Origin of the sequence: Thermosporothrix hazakensis, assembly GCF_003253565.1 — a bacterium.
In the GTDB taxonomy this organism is placed as follows: Bacteria; Chloroflexota; Ktedonobacteria; order Ktedonobacterales; family Ktedonobacteraceae; genus Thermosporothrix; species Thermosporothrix hazakensis.
In genome coordinates this window covers 205,867-225,990 of sequence record NZ_QKUF01000001.1, presented here as the reverse complement: position 1 = coordinate 225,990, position 20,124 = coordinate 205,867, and the positions used below count along the sequence as shown (strand labels likewise).

At 52.8% G+C, this 20,124-nt stretch carries 17 protein-coding genes; 9 read left to right on the top strand and 8 right to left on the bottom strand.

The genetic code is table 11. The features are described from left to right. Positions 1–99: 99 nt before the first annotated feature. Positions 100–1,029 carry an acyl-CoA desaturase gene (locus EI42_RS00915; protein WP_111317778.1) on the top strand — a complete coding sequence of 310 codons (930 nt, stop codon included), beginning with the start codon at positions 100–102 and terminating at the stop codon, positions 1,027–1,029. Between the two features lie 220 nt (positions 1,030–1,249). Continuing rightward, a complete protein-coding gene (locus EI42_RS00910) occupies positions 1,250–2,314 on the top strand; it encodes a mannose-1-phosphate guanylyltransferase (protein ID WP_111317775.1) in 1,065 nt (354 codons plus the stop codon). A gap of 81 nt (positions 2,315–2,395) precedes the next feature. Here EI42_RS00910 and EI42_RS00905 read toward each other — a convergent pair whose 3' ends face one another. Then, positions 2,396–2,647 (bottom strand): hypothetical protein, encoded by a 252-nt coding sequence (locus tag EI42_RS00905; protein ID WP_111317772.1) that lies wholly within the window; start codon positions 2,645–2,647, stop codon positions 2,396–2,398. Positions 2,648–3,078: 431 nt separating this feature from the next. Here EI42_RS00905 and ggt point away from each other — a divergent pair, with 431 nt between their 5' ends. From ggt to EI42_RS00885, 4 genes are all read left to right on the top strand, one after another. Then, a complete protein-coding gene (gene ggt / locus EI42_RS00900) occupies positions 3,079–4,740 on the top strand; it encodes a gamma-glutamyltransferase (RefSeq protein ID WP_111317769.1) in 1,662 nt (553 codons plus the stop codon). A gap of 47 nt (positions 4,741–4,787) precedes the next feature. Further along, on the top strand, positions 4,788–5,747 hold the full coding sequence (locus EI42_RS00895) for a glycosyltransferase (RefSeq protein WP_111317766.1): 960 nt from the start codon (positions 4,788–4,790) through the stop codon (positions 5,745–5,747). A gap of 163 nt (positions 5,748–5,910) precedes the next feature. Next, the gene (gene pepF / locus EI42_RS00890) at positions 5,911–7,716 is read left to right on the top strand and encodes an oligoendopeptidase F (RefSeq protein WP_111319513.1); all 1,806 of its coding nucleotides are present in this window, start codon (positions 5,911–5,913) and stop codon (positions 7,714–7,716) included. Between the two features lie 224 nt (positions 7,717–7,940). After that, a complete protein-coding gene (locus EI42_RS00885; protein WP_111317763.1) occupies positions 7,941–8,204 on the top strand; it encodes a CsbD family protein in 264 nt (87 codons plus the stop codon). 67 nt (positions 8,205–8,271) lie between these two features. Here EI42_RS00885 and zwf read toward each other — a convergent pair whose 3' ends face one another. From zwf to EI42_RS00870, 3 genes are all read right to left on the bottom strand, one after another. Beyond that, on the bottom strand, positions 8,272–9,819 hold the full coding sequence (gene zwf, locus EI42_RS00880; protein WP_111317760.1) for a glucose-6-phosphate dehydrogenase: 1,548 nt from the start codon (positions 9,817–9,819) through the stop codon (positions 8,272–8,274). Between the two features lie 141 nt (positions 9,820–9,960). Next, positions 9,961–10,914, bottom strand: a complete 954-nt coding sequence (locus tag EI42_RS00875; RefSeq protein WP_111317757.1) for a hypothetical protein — start codon at positions 10,912–10,914, stop codon at positions 9,961–9,963. Between the two features lie 186 nt (positions 10,915–11,100). Further along, positions 11,101–12,156: an alpha/beta hydrolase gene (locus EI42_RS00870; protein ID WP_111317754.1), complete on the bottom strand. Its 1,056-nt coding sequence runs from the start codon at positions 12,154–12,156 to the stop codon at positions 11,101–11,103. 256 nt (positions 12,157–12,412) lie between these two features. Here EI42_RS00870 and EI42_RS00865 point away from each other — a divergent pair, with 256 nt between their 5' ends. Next, on the top strand, positions 12,413–13,807 hold the full coding sequence (locus EI42_RS00865; RefSeq protein ID WP_111317751.1) for a nicotinate phosphoribosyltransferase: 1,395 nt from the start codon (positions 12,413–12,415) through the stop codon (positions 13,805–13,807). 243 nt (positions 13,808–14,050) lie between these two features. Then, positions 14,051–14,875 (top strand): hypothetical protein, encoded by an 825-nt coding sequence (locus EI42_RS00860; RefSeq protein ID WP_111317748.1) that lies wholly within the window; start codon positions 14,051–14,053, stop codon positions 14,873–14,875. A gap of 36 nt (positions 14,876–14,911) precedes the next feature. Here EI42_RS00860 and EI42_RS00855 read toward each other — a convergent pair whose 3' ends face one another. Further along, complete coding sequence (locus EI42_RS00855; protein WP_111317746.1) at positions 14,912–15,715, bottom strand: CPBP family intramembrane glutamic endopeptidase; 804 nt, start codon at positions 15,713–15,715, stop codon at positions 14,912–14,914. 558 nt (positions 15,716–16,273) lie between these two features. Between EI42_RS00855 and EI42_RS00850 the strand changes: the two genes are divergently transcribed. Next, complete coding sequence (locus tag EI42_RS00850; RefSeq protein ID WP_111317743.1) at positions 16,274–17,266, top strand: GAF domain-containing protein; 993 nt, start codon at positions 16,274–16,276, stop codon at positions 17,264–17,266. An 865-nt stretch (positions 17,267–18,131) separates the two neighbouring features. Here the strand turns inward: EI42_RS00850 and ndk are convergent. From ndk to EI42_RS33030, 3 genes are all read right to left on the bottom strand, one after another. Continuing rightward, positions 18,132–18,596 (bottom strand): nucleoside-diphosphate kinase, encoded by a 465-nt coding sequence (ndk, locus tag EI42_RS00845; RefSeq protein ID WP_111317741.1) that lies wholly within the window; start codon positions 18,594–18,596, stop codon positions 18,132–18,134. 227 nt (positions 18,597–18,823) lie between these two features. Further along, a complete protein-coding gene (locus EI42_RS00840) occupies positions 18,824–19,177 on the bottom strand; it encodes a roadblock/LC7 domain-containing protein (protein ID WP_111317738.1) in 354 nt (117 codons plus the stop codon). Positions 19,178–19,219: 42 nt separating this feature from the next. Further along, positions 19,220–20,124, bottom strand: a 905-nt coding sequence (locus EI42_RS33030; protein WP_211325982.1) for a tetratricopeptide repeat protein, incomplete at its 5' end; no start/stop codon positions are given.

The following is a 20,124-nucleotide window of genomic DNA, read 5'->3' as shown; positions in this document are numbered from 1 at the left end:
CTTACCCGTGCCAGGAATGTATTCATCTCTCAGAGAGAGCATGCAGAATCTGCCACCATGCGGTCAGGCTGACGAATGAAGAAGTTTTGGAGGTTTTCGTTGAAACATAGCCCTCTTTACAAAGCAGGTATTCTTATAGTTGTGGTGGTGCCGCTGGTGGCGACCATTTTCGCGATGGTACTACTCTGGCAGCGGGCGGTAAACTGGCTCGATATTGTGCTGCTGGTGACGTTTTATAGTCTGACTGCGCTTGGTATTACAGTGGGGTATCACCGGATGCTGACGCACCGTAGTTTTACTCCGCACCCGGTGGTGAAGTTTCTCTTTCTGGTCCTGGGATCGATGGCTCTTGAAGGGGCTGCACTGGAATGGGCCGCGACCCACATCAAGCACCACTCAGTTTCGGATCGGGAGGGTGACCCACATAGCCCGGTTGAAGGCTTTTTTCATGCACATATCGGTTGGCTCTTTAAAGATCGTATGGCCGATCCAAACCAGTATTGCCGCCATCTGCTCAAGGATCCTGTGATTGTTTTCGTCAGTCGTACCTTTTTTGTCTGGGTGGTTCTCTCGCTTGTTATCCCGTTCTTGATCGGGGGCTGGACAGGCCTGCTCTGGGGTGGTCTGGTGCGTATCTTCCTGACGCATCATGTCACATGGAGCGTCAATTCAATCTGCCATACCTTTGGACGGCGCGATTTCGCCACCAATGATGAGAGTCGCAACGAGTGGGTTATTGGCCTGCTGAGCTTTGGTGAGGGCTGGCATAACAATCATCATGCCTTCCCGCGCTCGGCTTTTCATGGGCTGCGCTGGTGGCAGGTTGACATCTCTGGATATATCATTTCGTTCATGGAGAAAGTCGGGCTGGTGCGTGATGTCTATCGTGTCTCGCCTGAGATGATGCAGCGGCGTCTGGCGCGTCAAACAGCGGTTGCGACAGTGTCAACTGCTCCGGTTGTTCCAAAGTCTGTCCCTGTTTCAAAGGATGAGGCTCAGCCACCGGTTCCGGTGACTGCTGATCTGTAGTTGCAGATCAAGAGCGAGAGGGTTTCCCTTTCGCTCTTTTTTTGCGAAGAACGCCTTCTCATCGTCGCTGGCATATGCCTGAAAGGGCCAGTGTCGAGCTTACCTATTTGACACTACCTCATAACCCCGATACAATCAATTTGTATTAATGAACCAAAGACGGTTACTGTGGCGAATCGAAAAAAACCTTTGAGATACATCGCGAGGAGGCGTCTTCTTGATGGAACACTTTAACGCCGTCATTCTGGCCGGCGGAAGCGGAACCAGACTCTGGCCGCTCAGTACTCCTAGTTTTCCCAAGCAGTTTTTGCCTTTGCCGAATGGAAACAGCATGATCCAGGAAACGCTGGAACGCGTTGCGCCGCTGACCTGCGCGGATCAGACATGGATTGTTACCGGACAGAGTATGGCTGATCTGGCTCAGGAGCATCTCCCGAGCGTTCCGCCAGAGCATGTATTGCGTGAGCCTATGGGCCGTGGCTCGGCCGCTGCGATTGGCTGGGCTGCTGCGGTGCTGGCACGGCAAGATCCTGATGCGGTGCTGGCTATTTTTAGTGCCGATCATGTTATTGCCAATGTTGAGACCTTCCGGCAGTCGTTGCAGTTGGCTTATGAGTGGGCCTTGCAGGGATCACTGGTTACGATTGGCATTACGCCGACCAAGCCTGAGACCGGCTACGGCTACATTCGCTTTGCCGAGAAACTGGGCGAGGGGCATGGACATACGACCTGTCGAGCTGAACGCTTTGTTGAAAAGCCCGATCTCGAAACGGCAAAAAGCTATCTTGCCGACGGGCATTATGTCTGGAATGCCGGTATTTTTATCTGGAAAGCATCGACGTTTATGGCTGAGATGCATGAGCACCTTCCCGATTCTGCTCGCAAGCTGGAAGCGATTGCTGATGCAATGGGCACGGCAAACGAGCAGCATGTGCTTGAGGAACTCTGGCCGACGCTTCAGAATATCACTGTGGACTATGGTATTCTGGAGAAAACTCGGAATCTGGTTGTGATTCCGGCCGATCTCGGTTGGTGTGATGTGGGGAACTGGGAGCAGTATGGAATGCTCTTCCCGGCAGACGAGCAGGGCGTGCGTTCTGTCGGTCATCATCAGGGCTTTGGCAGTCAGAATGTTGTGGTCTACAACAATACAGGACGCCGGGTTTATACCATCGGAGTCGAAGACCTGATTGTGGTCGAGATGGATGACATGACCGTGATCTGTCACAAGAAAGATGTGCAGCGGGTCAGAGAACTGGCGGAACACCATCATAAAAACTGCTAAGCGGAAAGACGGAAGCCCGGCTGCCTGCCTCGCGTTTTGCGATCCTGTGCCACCGGCTGGTATACCGGGCTTGCTTCTTGCTCAGGCGTTCCCCGCGTCGGGATCTGCATCTGAAGTAGAAGGATCATCCTGCTGCTGCCGGTAGCCGATGCGTTCACGGAACTCAGCGCTGACCTTGCCGTCAACAAGAAAGATAATTCGATCGCCGTAATATTCTGGCTGATCGGCTGCCTCGAAAAAGATCTTGCGTGCCTTTTCTATATTCTCGCCTTCATAGAGAACATGCTGTCCTGCCTGAACGGTAATGTGTTTCTTTCTGTCTTCCTTGTTCATCCTCCAACGTACTCCTTCGTTCCTTCTTAGTTTCCTGTTTCTCTTGTGGTATACCTTTGATCGTTCCACCTTGTATAGAGCTGTGCCTTCTTGAACGCTTTGAAATGGTAGAAAGCGCGTTCTATACATTGTTTCATTGCACCAGCGTTCTATAGCTTAAACGAAGCTTATAAATGAATTTAGTGGAATTCAGACGGACATCTCAAATGCTGCTGAGTTCTTCCCCCTGCTTCTCAGTGTAGCATGTTTTTCATTCAATAGCGCTAGAGCCGTCCTGATTTTCTTATGCCTTTGTCGCAATCTGGCAAACAGGCAGGTCGGCAAAAATGGCTGCAACGAAAAAGCGCTCGTGCATAGATGAATCGGGACCTGTGATATAATTACCAGTAACGTTCGTCCGTGCCTTAACAATAGAAACGGGGTCTCCTGAAATGCTCTCCGATAGTCCTGTTTATGCTACACGGGGAATGGTTGCGACTGCTCATTACCTTGCTACTCAGGCTGGTGTACAGCTCCTTGCACAGGGAGGAAATGCACTCGATGCCGCTCTTGCTGCCAACCTTGCCATGACGGTCGTCTATCCTTCTACCTGTTCTGCCGGTGGTGATCTGTTCCTGTTGATCTGGGATGCGAAGACGCGACAGCTTCATGCGCTCAATGCCAGCGGGCGGGCACCACGGGGGTTGACGCCGGAACTGTGTGCCGCTCGTCGGCTTCGGAAGTTGCCCTTGCGGGGGCCGCTCTCGATCAATGTTCCGGGCGCTGTTGATGGCTGGTTTGAGGCCTGGGAGCGTTTTGGCTCGGCCTCCATTGAAGCGATTTTCTCGCCTGCTATTCAGCTTGCGGAAGAGGGCATGCCGGTCAGTCCCAAACTGCATACATGGTTTACTGAGGCCGCTGAAGGAGTACTTGGACCGTGGAGTAGCAGCGCCGAGGTCTATCTGACGGGAGGTGCTCCCCCTGCCGCTGGAAGTATTCTTCGACAGCCGCGCCTGGCCCGTTCCTATAAGATGCTGGCGCACGAGGGGCCAGAAGTGTTCTATCGGGGGCCACTCGGACAGAGTATTACAGAGTATGTCCAGCGCTGCGGTGGCGTGTTGAGTATGGAAGATCTGGCGAAGCATCAATCAAACTGGGTGGAGCCGATCAAGACGACGTATCGCGGCTATGAGATTTATGAGTTTCCGCCAAACTCGCAGGGGCTGACTGCGCTGGAGATGTTGAATATTCTGGAAGGGTATGACCTTGCTGCTCTGGGCTATCAATCGCCCGAGTACCTTCACCTTCTGCTCGAAGCAAAGAAGCTGGCTTTTGCCGATCGTGATCGCTTTATTTCTGATCCTGATGTTGTAGAGATTCCACTGGAACGTTTACTGAGTAAAGCATATGCAGCCGAGTTACGCCAACGCATTGACATCCAGCGGGCGTCCCGAATCGCGGGCCCGCCTGAGCCGCCGGGAGACACGACGTATCTCTGTGCCGCTGACCGCTACGGGAATGTCGTCTCGCTGATTCAAAGCCTCTATTATGGCTTTGGGAGTGGTGTGGTTGGTGGTGATACCGGCATTCTTTTACATAATCGCGGTTCCTACTTCTCGCTTGATCCGCGACACGCAAACTATTTGCAGCCGGGGAAGCGTACCATGCATACCCTGGCCCCTGCAATGGTATTACAGAACGGACAGCCCTATCTCGCGTTCGGCTCTATGGGTGGCGATGCACAACCGCAAATCCATGTACAATTGCTGACCGCTGTGATAGACTTTCAGTTGAATATCCAACAGGCTATAGCGGCCCCTCGTTGGAGAAGCGGACGTTTCCAGTTGGATCAGTCCGGCAAAGAATACGAATTGGGAGGGCAAAGCGGTGTTGATGACTACCAGGATCACTCTATAATCGAAGCTGTCGAGCTTGAAAGACGCTTCCCTGCTGATGTTCCCACTGCACTTGATCTTCGCGGTCATCATGTCTCCGTTCTGGGGCCGTATGAGGATCGTATGGGACATGCGCAGGCGATCGCGATTCACCCCGAAACTCACGTTTTTGCTGGTGCTGCCGATCCCCGGTGCGACGGTCTCGCACTTGGCTGGTAGCGGGAGTTTGTGGGTAGCGTTTTTTGTAGCGAAGGAAGGATCGTACCATGTCTACTCGTCCATATCGTCAAACCATTCCACCTGAAATTCTTGCCCTCTCTCAGGAACGCGATCTCTTGCGAAGGCGTGGTCAGTATGCTCGTGCTGACCTGCTCAAGCAACGTATTGAAGAGGCTGGCTTTGTTGTAAAGGACAACCCCCACGGCGCGTACCTGATTATGCTGCCCGGTGTCGAGGTGGATGGTAGACTCTATCGCGTTGCCCGGGATATCCCATCACAGGTAGAGGCACCGGATACCTGCACATTTTCGATACATATTCTTGCTCGAAACGCCTTTCAGGAGGCGCGGCGCTGTGTTGAAAGCGTGTTGCGCTACGCGGGCGATGCGAGCATCGAAATATTGCTGTTCGACAATGCCTCGCAGGATGGTCTGGATCTCTGGGCCGATGCTGCGCGGCAACAGGAGAGCCGTTTGCATGTGTTGCGTGCCACCCGCACAATGGGGGCGGCGGACGCACAGAACGCCTGCTTGAAGTTGAGTCGGGGACGCTATATCCTGTTGCTTGACCCGACGCTTGAACTGACCGGCGATATCTTCACCCCGCTTGCCCGGGCGTTGGAAGATGAAGAGGTTGGTATTGTCGGGGCGCGTGGCTTCCGTACCGATGATTTGCGCCATTTTGAAGCAAGTCAGGAAGAGCAGGTCGAAGCGGTTGACGGCTCCTGCATGGCGTTCCGTCGTGAGCTGGTCAGAGAGATCGGCTTCTTTGACGAGCGCTATCGCTTTGCTCGCTATATGGACATCGACTTCAGCTTCGCGGTTCGCGATTTGGGCCTTGAAGCTGTTGTTGTGTCAGATCTTCCCCTCAAGGATCATGCGGAACAGCTTGACTCCGGCTTTTCGGACTCTGAGCAGGCCCGCCTGACCAAGCGAAACTTCTATCGCTTTCTGGGCAAGTGGGGCGAGCGCGATGATCTCTTGCTAGAGGAAGAGGAAGAAGAATAGATTTTGCCCGAGGCGGTATCATCTCTAAAGAGAGCATATGATACCGTCTCTCTTCTATCGGGTGCCAGAATGAGCTGAGCCTTCTCAGCTCTCTCGATTCATTATGGCTGGCTCCACACCTTTTATTTCTTTTGTGCTCTATTTTCCGCTGAAAGGGAGAAGCATGACTACGGTACAGACATACAAGAATCGTACCGAGATTCCCCAGGACTATAAGTGGAATCTCGAAAGCATTTTCACAAGCAATGATGCATGGGAACAGGAGTACCAGGAGCTTCAGAAGCGTATTCCCGAGCTGGCTGCTTTGAAAGGCACGCTCGCTCGCAGTGGGGAAGCGCTGCTCAGTGTGCTGCGCAAGCATGATGCGGTCGCCGAGCGTCTGGAACGCCTGTATGTCTACGCGTCGATGCGCAAGGATGAGGATACGACGAACAGCTTCTATCAGGGGCTGGCGGACCGGGCTACACAGTTGTTTGTCCAGTTCTCAACGGCGGTCTCCTTTATTGACCCCGAAATTCTCTCAATTCCGCAGGAAACGCTTGACCGCTATGTTGCCGAGACTCCAGGCCTGGACCTCTACAAACATCATCTGGACGATATCAACCGCACGCGTCCCCATATTCGTTCCGCTGAGATCGAGGCAATTCTAGCTGCTGCCGGTGAGATGAGCCATGCGCCGGACAACATCTTTGCCATGATTAACAATGCGGATATGAAGCTGCCGACTATCAAAGATGAGCAGGGCCGGGATGTTGAGCTGACACACGGAAACTATATCCTCTATATTCGTAACAAGGATCGCCGTGTTCGTAAGGATGCCTTTGAGGGGATGCATGGCTCGTTCTATCGGCAGCGCAATACCATCGCAGCTACGCTGTCCTCTCAGGTCAAGTCAAACATCTTCTATGCTCGTCAGCGCAATTTCGAGACGTGCCGCGAGCTGGCACTGTCTCGCTACAATATTCCCGTAAGCGTCTATGACAACCTGATCCAGACCGTACACGAGAATATCCCGCTGATGAATCGCTATCTTGAGCTGCGCAAGCGGGTGTTGAAGTTGAACGAGCTGCACATGTACGATTTATATGTGCCGATTGTTGAGGAGAAAGAGGATCGCGTGTCCTATCAGGAGGCGTGTGATATCGTCGTTTCGGCGCTCGCTCCTCTGGGCAATGACTACGTCAGCACGCTGAAGCAGGGTCTCTCACAGCGCTGGATCGATGTCTATGAGACGCCCGGTAAACGCAGTGGCGCATATAGTGGTGGCGCGTATGGCACCAACCCCTTCATTCTGCTGAACTATCAGAACAACCGCGATAGCATGTTCACGCTGGCTCACGAGCTCGGACACTCGCTGCACTCGTACTTCACGCGGAGCACGCAGCCGTATGCCTATGGTGACTACACGATCTTCGTGGCCGAGGTGGCTTCCACGCTGAACGAGGGCCTGCTGACGAACTATCTTCTGAAGCATACCTCAGATACCGCGACCCGGCTGGCGATCCTGAACCATGCGCTGGAAGACATGCGCGGCACGCTGTATCGTCAGACGATGTTTGCCGAGTTCGAGCTGAAGGTCCACACGCGGGCCGAGCAGGGTGAACCGCTGACTGCCGACGTGTTCAGTGAGATCTACAAGCATCTGAACGAGCTGTACTATGGCGGCGTTGCCACGGTTGATGATCTGATCGGGATCGAGTGGGCGCGTATTCCGCACTTCTATGAGAGCTTCTATGTGTATCAGTATGCGACCGGCATTTCTGCCGCCTCAGCGCTGGTGCAGCAGATTCTCAATGAGGGCCAGCCCGCCGTTGATCGCTACCTCGGCTTCCTGCGCTCTGGCTCCTCTGACTACAGTATTGAACTGTTGAAGAAGGCGGGCGTCGATATGACGAAACCCGAGCCGGTCCAGCAAGCGTTTAAGCTGTTCGAGACGTATCTGGAGCAGATGGAACAACTGCTCGGCTAAGTAGCATCCATCGGGCATCTCTTCGCGAGGTGTCCGATCTTTTTTATGTATCGCTGTGGTTAGCTGTATTCGTTTAGGAGCTTTTGACAGTGTCATATACAGAGGCCAGTGTTCAGGGAAGGATATAGCACAACTTCTCATTGACACAACAGTACATACTGGCTTCAGTACGAGAGATGTCTTGTATGCATCACGCGTTTCTCATAAAGAAAGGATAGAATGGTATGGACGAGAATAAGAGAGATCTTGGTGCAGAGGGAACTGCCGATACGCTCAAAGGCAAGATGAAGAAGGCCGTCGGAAAAGTACAGGACAAGGTCGGCGAACTGACCGGTAACGAGGAGATGCAGGCCAAAGGCAAAGAGAAAGAGCTTGGCGGCTCTGTGCAGTCTACGGTAGGGAAGGGCAAGCAGAAGGTTGATGAGGCGGCGGATGTGATTCGTGGACGTATGAAGGAGCAGGAAAAGCGAGAAAATGAGCCCGAATAGGGTCTTCTGTGTCTCCACTGGAAAAGCGTGAGGAGCCTTGAGAGGCGCCCCGCGCTTTTTCTCTTTTCTACTCGGGATTATGCCAGCTCTTGCCATCGCGTGCCAGCAAGCGATCTGCCTCCGGTGGCCCCCAGGTTCCCGCCTCATAGGGATGCACGCTGGTTGCTGACATCTGTTGCCAGCCTTCCTCAATGCTGTCAATGATGCGCCATGCGCCTTCAATCTCATCGCGCCGAATGAAGAGTGTTGAGTCCCCGAGCATACAATCAATGATCAGGCGTTCGTAGGCGCGAGGGAGCTCAATCTTGAAGTCGCTGTATGAGAAGCTCATATCCATCGATTTCAGGTAACGAGCCGCCCCCGGCACCTTTGCCGCGATCTTGAGCGATATGCCCTCGTCGGGCTGAATGCGCAGCGTCATCGTATTGGGCTCAAGGCCGACCGTTTCGGCTGGCTTATAGAGCTGATGCGGCACACGCTTGAACTGGATGGTGACCTCTGAATTTCTAACGGGGAGGCGCTTGCCTGTGCGAATATAGAACGGGACTCCTTCCCAGCGCCAGTTTTCAATGAAGAGTTTCAGAGCAACGAAGGTCTCCGTTGTTGAATCGGGGGCAACGTGCTCTTCCTCATGATAGGCTACCACCTTCTGGCCGTCGATTTGCCCGGCGGTATATTGTCCGCGCACAACCTGCTGGGCTACCTCATCGGGTGTCAGGGGCTGAATTGCCTTGAGCACCTTTGCCTTTTCATCATGCAGGGACGCAGGTTCAAAGTTGACGGGAGGCTCCATTGTTGTCAGGCAGAGGATTTGCATGATGTGGTTTTGAACGATATCGCGCAGAGCTCCCTCTGTCTCGTAGAATTTGGCGCGCGTGCCGATGCCCAATGTTTCGGCAACACTGATCTGTACGTTATCAATAAAGCGTTGATTCCAGAGCGGCTCAATGATGCCGTTGGCGAAGCGAAATGCCAGAATATTCTGAACCGTCTCTTTGCCCATATAGTGGTCAATACGGTAGATCTGTTGCTCGTGGAAGACGCGCGCCAGATCGCGATTAAGCTGCCTGGCACTCGCCAGATCATGTCCGAAGGGCTTTTCAATAATGATGCGGGACCAGGGCCCTTTCTCCCCGTTTTCCAGCGGCTTGTAGACAAGACCCGCTGCACCGAGATGCCGGACAATCTCGTTATCGGTATCAGGGGGCGTTGCCAGATAGAACAGGCGATTCCCCTCTGTGCCATACTCTTTATCCAGCCGCTCCAGCAGGCTTTTCAGCTTTTGATAGCCGCTGCTGTCCTCAAAGGTGGATTGACAGTAGAAGAGCCTGCTGGCGAACTGTTCTTTTGCCTGGCTATCGAGGCGGTCATCTTCTGGCAGATAGGTATCAATTGCCTTCAGAGCCATCTCGCGCCATTGCTCATCGCTCATCGGGCGGCGGGCGAAGGCCACAATGCAGAATGGCTCTGGCATGGGATGTTCGTACATAATGTGGGCCAGCGTGGGTAACAGTTTTCGTTGGGCCAGATCTCCGGTTGCGCCGAAAATCACAATGGTACTGGGATCGGGTACTCTTCCCTCTGCCCAGAGCTTATGGGGCTGGAGTTGTTGCATACTGCCTCCCAAAAAAGAAGTTGTGTATGGGTTATGATTGTGCTTGCTCTTATTTAGGTACTGGCGAAAAAGCAAAAAGGTTTCCGGCTGGAGGCAAAAAAGGAGTGCCCGGATTCACGCGAGGAAATCCGGGCAGAGAGGCTATTCCTGTACTTTTTTCTTATGGGGGGCACCTGTATAGATGGTCCAGGCCGTTGCCAGAGGCCCATTCAACGCAAATACCCCGAGGATGCAGAGCAAGATGGGGGTGAGAAGCGCGAATGAGATCCCGGCTGTAAGTGGAATGTGGAAAAGCAGGAGAAACAGAAATTGAAAGGCAATCATACAAAACAGGAACACAATAGTTGTCAGAAGTGAAGTCACTTTCCAGCGCGTTTTGATACGCTGCTCCAGGAGGCGCTGGCGCAGGTGTGCCTGCTCACGCGAGCTTCGTTGAAGGGTCAGCACCCGTTTCTGCTCCTCGGCGAGCTGCTTGCGCTCTTTGTCCAGCACATCAGCCATATGCTGCACCTCGCGTTTGAGCAAGAGCAGTTCGACCAGGTGCTTTTCTTCCTGCTGCTTGATCTGGGTTTCGATGGTCGCTTTCACCTCCTGCAACAGCTCCGGGGGGTTCTCTGGCGAACGGGCCAGCTCTTGCGTGGCGGCGGCAATCAGCTTGCGGGCCTCTTCCTGGGCTGTTGTTTGCAGTTCCTGCGTGTGAAGCTCCACGGTCTCTTGAAGCCGTTGCCGTTCGGTGGTGGCCTCGTGCAAATGCTGCTGATAGTATTCCAGTTCCTGTTGATAGCCGTTGTGTAGCTGAGCGAGCTGGTTTTCAAATTCGGCTTTGAGGGTAGTGTGTTCCTCTTGTAGCTGTTGGTAGGTGGTGCGTTGCTCTTCCAGCAGAGTGCGGAGATGGCGATTCTCTTCCCGAAGCTGTGCGACCTGTTTCCAGGCGGCGCGAGTGCCGGGGCCATCCGAGCCGTAATACGGAAGAGCATCTGTCTGTTTGAGACGGCCACTCGCTTTACGAGTAATGATCGCATTCCGCTGTCCGCTTGTACGAGGCAGACGTTCCAGTGCATCGGTCGCAGGAGAGATCTCGTCTCGTTGTATCATGCTTTCTCCTCGGGATAGTGCAAAAACTCCTTGCCCACGCCACCAGCAGCAGATGGCCGATGGCGTGGTCTCCTCCAATATTCTGTGCGCCACGAAAATGTGTTTCAGGCAATACAGTTAACGCAGCTACCTGATCTCCTATTCAAAATTATTGCACTTCAAGGTGGAAAGATGCAAGTCTTTCTTCTATTCGGGTATCTTCATATTCCGATGTTTGGCAGGAAAATCACTCTGTAGATGTCTTTCAAGAAACGTTCGTAATACCATGTCATACTGTGTTGGATTGTAGCCATACGCACTACAGTGGCCGATTGCATCGACGAAGTACGTTTCCAGTGGAATATCATTCGCTTTTGCCTCGGTCGCGAGACGATAGGCATGTTGAATGGGGATTAATTGATCCCCGCGAGCATGGATCAGCAGAATGGGCGTGGTGCGCGGCTGTGTAGCGCCTTCGAGGAGAGCCTTCCAGCGCTTAAAACGCGGACGCGCCACAAAGCCATAACCAAAACGGAGCCGAAACACGACCGCGCTCATAGCGACGGTTGCCCAGGCCAGCGGAGAGAACAGGGCGTTCAGCCTTCGGGCAAGGGTGGGCCAGTGATTGCTATGCTCCATAAGCTGAAATTGAACGATTCTGCGGATAATATCATCGGAGCGAGCATAGGGACTGTCGGCAATGATGGCTGCAACTTCTGGTCCCGGTGGAGTGAGTAGCGCGACGGCTGCCCCCATTGAGAAGCCGTGCAGAATGATGCGTCCGGGGATTGTTTCTGGTTGACGGCTGGCGGCCATGATTGCGGCTTCCAGATCGCGCACCTCGGCATTGCCTCCGCTGGTAATCACGCTATCGCTGGTTCCGTGGCCGCGAAAGTCGAAACACAGAACATTGTAGCCGCGTGCGTATTCCAGGCTGGCGACCGAGCGCAGGTGAAGCCGGGAGATGCGATAACCGTGACAGAGGACGATGGTTGGTGCGGGCTCGGGCTGCGCCCAGAACTCGCCGCTAATCAGCGCTCCATCGGTGGTTTGAAAAAGAAGCGGACGTTGAAGTGTATACGGTGGTTCTGGTAATGGAGCCGGGGTGATCCAGCTAAATTCGGCTTCATTCAACACTGCATGCGGACGAGAAAGCTCTTTCACAAAATGGTTGGCTAACATGGCTAAACCACTGGTCATGGTGAGGCCCAGAATGCCGGTACTGGTAGCAACTCCAATGGCCCAACGATGTCGCCCGGACATGGCAACCTCCTTTAGAACATCCCTTGTGTGCCTGTAGGTCGGTTTTCTGTTATTCGTGTAGGTGGGGAATTTCCCCGATGAAATAAGGAGATTGTTTTCAGGTAGGTGCCGATATGAAAAATTGCCCTTTCTTCTATTGTACTCTATCTCTAGAGCACGGGTAAACTCTCCCTTCTCTTGTCTTTTCCTTGCCTAAATATGGTACAATGTACACTAACTCACATGGAGGCGAATTTGACTAAAGAGGAAGAAACTTATGAATCGTCGTGCGCCTAGCTTTCATCCAGGATTAATGACGGATATGTATCATCCTGACGCTGCTTATGTATCGTGGCGGACGGGTCGTAACGGTCTGACCACGTTTGATTTATACACGCGGACAGCTCCCTTCGGTGGGGCGTATTTGCTGGTTGCAGGTCTGGAATCGGCCCTTGAATTTGTACAATCCTTTCGCTATACATCTGAAGATCTGAAATTCCTTGCGCGGATTCGTGACTATGATTCCGCTTTTCTCGACGAGTTGGCCGAAGTGCGTTTCACTGGCGAGATTCTGGCCTTGCCGGAAGGCTCGATTGCGTTTCCGAACGAGCCAATTATGCGGGTGACAGCGCCCTTTCGTGAGGCATTGCTACTTGAGGCGGGGCTGTTGCAGGCGATCAGTCTGTCAACCTTGATTGCCACAAAAGCCTCACGTATTACCTATGCCGCCAATAAAGGACGAACGCGCCGAATCTCGGAGTTTGCTTTCCGGCGTGCGCAGGAGCCAATGACCGTCGCTCGGGCCTCCTACATCGGTGGATGCGCCAGTACCTCTTTGCTCAATGCGGCGTATGAATATCGCCTTCCTGCTACTGGCACTGTGCCTCATGCCCTGATAGAGCTTTATCCATCTGAGAAGGAGGCATTTGAGGCTGTTGCGGAGGCGTACAACCGTTATACACTGCTCCTGGATACCTACGATGTTCGCTCGGCTATTCATACCGCGATTGAGGTCGCGCTGCGCTCGCAGGAGACACTGGGCCATACGTTAGCGGCGGTGCGTCTTGATAGCGGTGATCTGGTTGCCGATAGCAAATATATTCGTGAGCAACTGGATAATGCGGGGCTGCATAGCGTGCGGATTCTGGTCAGTGGTGATCTGGATGAGTGGAAAATTGAAGAGTTACTGGCTGAGGGCGCTGCGGTTGATTCCTTTGGTATTGGTACATCCCTGGGTAGCGGAGCTGGTTCGGTTGAGCGCGGCATCAATGGCGGCTCGCTTGGCGCGGTTTATAAAGAAGTCTGGTATGTCGATGATTCGGGGACGGAATACCCCAAGATCAAGATTGCGGGCGCCAAGAGTACCTGGCCTGGCAAGAAGGAGATCTATCGTCATCCAAACTGGGAAGAAGATATTGTTCAACTGGCGCATGAGCCCCGCCCGGATGGCTATCATCGCCTGTTGCGTCCGGTGATGCGGAATGGTGAAGTGATTCCTGGCAGCCTGCCTCCGCTGTCTGAGATTCGCGAGCTGGCACAGCAGAACCTTGAGCAGTTGCCTGCTGAGTATCGTGCACTCTCGCCCGAGAGACCATTCCCGGTGCGCTTTAGCGAAGGGCTGCTCTCTCTGCGGAAGCAGGCGGCCCAGTTAATTGGCAAGAATGTGCCTTAGACGAAAAGCAGAGAGGATGTCTTTCCCCACATCCTCTCTCCCCTGAAACTCCTCCTTGCGCTGTGCATGATAGAGGCCTCTGGTACTGTTGTACTTCCTCTCTGGTTATATCCTGGTATAATGAAGGGGAAAAAGAAAAATACGCATGCCTGGTATGTGAGGGAAAACACATTACTCTTGAACGTATGCTTCGGGTATCGGCCCTGGTTTGTCACTATTTTTTTATTATGAGGAAGTGTCTGCATGGCTGATAGTATTTTAGATTCCAATCGGTATCAGCAACAGGAAGCGGCGGCTCAGTTGGAAGAGAATGCTGCGTCGCGCGGGACCTCAAGGGGTTCAGGTCGAACGGGCATTATCTGGACACCGCGCTTTATTATCTCTTTTAGCGTAATTGCTATTCTCTGGTTGAGCTGTGCAGGCGTCATCGCGCATAGCTGGCTCAATGGCTATCGTTTTTTTCGTTCGGACAATCGCTTTTTGTTGGGGCAGACCGCTCTATTGCTGGTGGTCTGGGCGGTTTTCTTTTTTGTGTCGCGGCGCTCATGGGGGAAGCTGGCGGCTGTTTTCGGAATTGTCTGGAGCGCGTTTCTTGTTGCGGGCGCGGCGATCAAATATTTCGTTCTCCCTGTTGATGGATCGGTCGGTATCTATTTAGACACGATGTCCTCGGTTGCGCTGCTCGGGGCTTTTGTCTGTCTCTCGCTGAATCGTGTGCCTGTCCGTCGATGGGACACCATCTTTTTTGGGCTGGCGCTGATAGGAAGTATTCTCCTGTTCTTCTATCGTTTCTGGAAGTTTCCTGAGGAGGCGCGAACGCTGGAGAATATGGAGGCGGTTGTCTCGACACTTGCCATCTATCTTTCTATCTGTGTCTGGTGGTTGCGGCCCTCCTGCTGGCGTTTTCAGCCCGGCCCGGCGCTGCTTTTCGGAATGGTTGCCGTGTTAACCGTGATGGTTGGCAAGATTCACAGTCATCCAGAACTGGTCTTCTTCTTTCAGCAGACCGTCTACCTTGTAATGTTGCTTGGCCAGTTGCGTCTGATCCAGGGTGAGCTCAAGCAGTGATGCATAGGCAGAAGAGCCGCCTATGCATTGCGTTGATTAAAGTGAGAGATGCCCATAGAGATTGACCAGTATCAACACCGTTCCCAGTGTGTTGTTCAGCCAGTGCAGGCAGATGCCCGGCCAGATTGAGCCGGTACGCCAGCGTAGATACGCAAAGGCAATTCCCAGACAGAGAAGGACCAGAAATGAGGCGGGGTCGAAATGGGTCAGGGCAAAGATGATTGCGCTGAGTAGAATTGCCCAGAAGACCGGCATACCCCGCCGCAATCCGCTAAAGACAAATCCCCGGAAAAAAACTTCTTCACAAACGGGCGCAACAAAAACACTCAAAAACAGCGTCACATAGAATGTGATCGGCGCTCGTTTCCCCAACGAGAGAATAACCTGATCATTTGTTTTGAGATCCAGGTGCATGGCTTGCAGGAAAAGCTGATAGAGCACATTGATGATATAGATAAGCACGAGTAGCCCGATAACCGTCAGAATGACACGCGGCTGAAAGCGCCTGAAGCCAAGCGCCTGTGTCCCCCATTCTCTGCGTGGCACTTCTGTCGGCCTGGTGCGGAAAAAGGCAAAGTAAATCGGGACCAGGAGAAATATACTCTGAATGAAGCCCGTCACAATGAACGTGGCGATGGCATTGGCAAGGTCCGTTCCGGGCGAGAGTGGCGTCTGCGTTGTTGGTGCTCCGCTACTGCTGAGGGAAGAGGCGATATTGAGCAGAAACCACGGAACCAGGGTAAGAACCATGCCCGCGATGGTCTGCTTCAGGGTCCAGGGGGCTTTCTCTGCGAGTTGCTCGCTTACGGTGATGTGTTCGTCTTGATGATGTTGTAGCAATGAATCGCTCCAATTCTTTTGATTTTAGTATGCTCTCTTATTAGTAGAAACGGTTTTCTGGAGCCGAAAGATACGTTCGGTGATGCGGCATTCCTGTGAAAAGCGAAACAGACGTAATACGGCCTGGCAAGGGAAGATGACACGCTGTTACATGCATGTTTGTTGTTTTGATAGGGAACGAAAGTTATTTGTATATGTTTTGTTTCTTGTGTGAGAAAAAGAAGATTGATATTTTTCTGTATAAATGTTATTATAGGTGTGAAAGCTTGTAGTCAGGAGTCGGTTTCAACCTGACCGGTTTACGGGCTTGCGTTCAGAGCACGTGTAGAGGGATGACGCCTGTCAGTTCTCACTACGATACGGGTCCATAGCCAAAGGCGGTGGAGAGGGGTCAATGTCAGCGCTGTGGATTATGGGAACCGCTCCAGGCCATGAACAAGGCAGCTATTGTGTGTGCAAGCGGAGGTTTGGGGAAAAGGGCCGCAATGTGTCTTCCCTTCCTGCGGCTCAATCCCGGGGCCCCTTGAGGCGATACAGTTTGATGATTGAGAGAAAGAGATGCACAACGAGCATGAAGAACGAACCTGGCGTGAATTGCTTGGCTCAATTATCCAGGATAAGGCAGAAAAGAAACGGATCGCTTCGGCTGTTGAGGTCACTGAGGTGACATTAGTGCGGTGGGTTAAGGGCGGGACACGCCCCCAGGAAGAGAATCTACGGGCGTTACTTCGTGCCATTCCTTCCCGTCATGTACAGGAGTTTACCTGGCTTGCAGCGAAAGAATTTCCTGGTTTACAGGATATGGTCGCCCAATCTTCGATAGTGCAACAGATCCCGGCGGAGTTTTATGCGCAGATGTTGCAGAACTACGCCAATACGGCGAATTCCCTCTCGACCAATTTACAAGGGGTGATTCTAGAGCAGGCGCTGAAGCATCTGGATCCGGACGGATTGGGGCTTTCTGTCAGTGTGATGGCCTGCCTGCCGCCAGCGCAACCGGGCGGTAAGGTGCGGAGCTTGCGCGAGATAGGGAGCAAAGGATCAGGTCCCTGGAAGGGGGATCTCGGGCAGAAGACGATGTTTCTGGGTGCGGATTCGCTAGCAGGCGCTGCGGTGATGAATTGCCGGCTGGTGTTTGTGCAGAGCCGTGCGGAACAGTTTATGCTGTTTCCTGCGATCTGGGCAGAGAACGAGGAGAGTGCGGCTGCCTTTCCCATCATGCGCCGAACGCGTATCTTTGGCTGTTTACTGGTATCCAGCGCTCTGCCAAAGTATTTCACGGTTGCCCATCTAAACCTGATCGAGCAATATGCGAATCTGCTGGCGCTGGCCTTCGAGTCGGACGCCTTCTATGCATTGGAGGATATCGAACTGCGTGTATTGCCTCCATATACTCTTCAGATGGCGCTGTTTCGTAACTTCTCGCAACGGGTCTCACAAATGATGTTCGATCAGAAGCTATCCTATCCGGTGGCGCTGTTGCGGGTGTGGCAAGAAATAGAACAGGAAATGCTAGAAATGCCTATCTCGCTTGATATACAGGAGGACTGAACCGGGTGGGGACTTTTTCGGGGGGATGCAAGGGAAAGGATTAAACTTCAATCTTGCCTCTATTATAACATGTTTGCTTCCAAAATGCACCGTCCATATGACCGATGTATCTCCCCCGCTCTTTCAGGTATTCTATGTACAACCTGGGCCGAGGGATACCTATCCAGTGTGTTTGTCTCCTTTGTGAGAGGGGTGTAGTGTATCTATCTCAGCAGGCTTGCAAGGGTGGCTATGGTGGTAAAAAGAGGAGATGAGCGGAGAGGGAAGATTGACCCCTGTTCGTGTCGTACAATATACTACCTTGTATCGTTGCATCTAGTTGTTTACTCTGAAGAGTTAGGAAGGACGACTCGTGGCAGGCCAGATTCATACACATCCGGCGGAGAATTGTAATTGGCGACGACATAAAAACGCCTGCCCTTTTTATCGGGAGCGCTGGTTTCCCTGTAACGATGTTGTGGGTGAACCAATGTATCAGGTTTTCTGTTTGAAGGGTACGCCGCCGGTCACATTAGAAGAGCAGGACAAATGCTTTCGCAGTAAAAGCCGCTGCTGGCGTCTGGCTGAAAGCACCAGACGGAAAGCTGAAAAAGTAGGACACACATCTGAACACAGCAAGTAATTGATTCAGTGGGTCCGTGTTGTTGCTGGCGGGATGTAGTAGGGAATAAACACAATCTATTCCTCTCTGTTTTCTTTCCAGATTCCTGCTCAAAGAAGAATGGAAGCTTCGTGTTTTTCCTGTATTCACGAAAGTGCTGGGAACGTATGCCCGAAATTTGTCTTTTAGAAGCGGTCTCTCAAAAAGCAAAAGAAGAGGTACTCGAAGAATCTGAGTACCCCTTCTTTTTTTATGGATCTGGCTTTATTCCTGCTCGCGAGCGGAGTAGACGTAGTTGATGAGGGCATCGGGATACTCGAAGAGCTCCTCTGCCTTGAAGAAGCGCGGAACCTCAACCTGAGCGGTTTCCAGGGAGTCGGAGCAGTGAATCAGGTTAGCCTGAACGCTCATGCCGAACTCGCCGCGGATGGTTCCAGGTGCAGCCTCGCGGGCTTTGGTCACGCCACAGAGTGCGCGCACGGTGTTCACACAGTCGGTGCCTTCAAGGCACAATGCGATGACCGGGGTAAGTTGCATGAAAGATTTGACTTCGGGGAAGAAGTCGCGCCCGACCAGATGGCTGTAGTGCTCGTTGAGCAGCTCATCTGACAACTGCATCATCTTGAGACCAACAATCTTCAGGCCTTTGCGCTCGAAGCGGGACAGGATTTCGCCGACGAGATCACGCTGAATGGCGTCGGGCTTGAGTAGAACGAGTGTGCGTTCCATCTGTATAACTTTCTCCTTTTTTGTGTTTTCTTGTTTGTTTATTTGCTTGCTTGTTTATTCCAACCTCCAGCGACCCCAGGGAGCCGCTGCAACTGGCTTTTCCTCTACACACCGGAGAGAGGTCCGCTGTGCAGGGGGAAAGTCGGTTTACGCTTGTAAGGGCAAAAGCAAGGGCAGATACGCTACAAGAGCGCACCTGCCTGTACTTTCTTCAGGATGTAACCCGATTAAAAGCTTGAGGCGACCAGTTCTGTGAGCTGCCGACAGGCTTTTTTCATTTCGGTGCGTACACGACCCATGTTCCCGCCAGAGCGCTGGGTGATCACTATCAGGATAAGGTCTCCAGCTTCTTCCATCTGGATCGTATTGCGCTCGGTTTCGATAATAATATGCTTTGCAATACTATTACTGACCTGACCAGTAAAATGGGTGATGGAACCGAAAGCAGCAGCGGACATTGCACCGATGACCTCTTCATCCTCGCTGTGCAACGTACCTGCAACAATCAAGCCTTCCTTAGCAACAAGAATCGCATTGTATACCTCATCGAGGTCAGTCAACCGTTGTAGGATCGTTTCCACGCTGTGACTCCTTTGTAGATGTTTTCAGCTAGCTGCCTTCGACTAGGGACGAGGCCTGTTTGTTAACATAAGGGCTTTATTATAGGCCTCCATTGCCTGGAGATATTCGCCCTGTCGCATGTAGGCATCACCCAGTACGCGGTAGCCTGGCGCGTATTTCGGGGCCAGTTTCAGTAACGCACGTACGTTGCTGACCACCTCATCTAACAATTCTGGTGAGTTGCGGATGATAGAGCGATATTCTTTCATGGCTGAGTCGTATTCACCGACAAGCTGATGCTGGTAGCCTTTCAGGAGTTTCGCTTTCGCTCCGTTGTTCTCGTTCCCCTGATTTGCCAGTGAGCGTCCCTTCGACTGCGGTGCTGGGGTTCCGCGCTGCTGCGTTGGCTGAATACGGATCGCCGGGCGCTTCATGGTCGCTTCAAGCTGGTCGAGCATCGGATTATACTGCGAGGCTTGAGGCTTTGTCACTCCCGGTCGTGACGGGATTGCAGACATGCTACCAGTACGCTGCTCTTGCATCGCTTTCATGCGGGCTGCTTGAATCGGTGACGCTTTGACAGTCGCCTCGATATCCTGTATTGATCTCGCTGCTGGCTGACGGATGTCGCCTCTTTGCGGTTGCTGCTTTGGTTGTTCCTGTGCTGGTATGTTCCTCTTAGATTCTGTCGGCTGTTTTGGCTGTTCCTGAAGGGGCTGCCAGACAGGAGAAGAGGGCTGTTTTGGCTGCTGTTCCTGCATTGGTTGAGATGCAGGGTTAAAGGAAGCGGCCCACTGCGGCTCTACTGGCTGTTTTGGCTGTTCCTGAAGGGGCTTCCAGACAGGAGAAGAGGGCTGTTTTGGCTGCTGCTCCTGCTCGAAGCCAGACCATGAAGGGCTGGAAGGTTGCTTCTGCTCCTGAACAGGTTGCTGCTCGAAGCCAGACCATGAAGGGCTGGAAGGTTGCT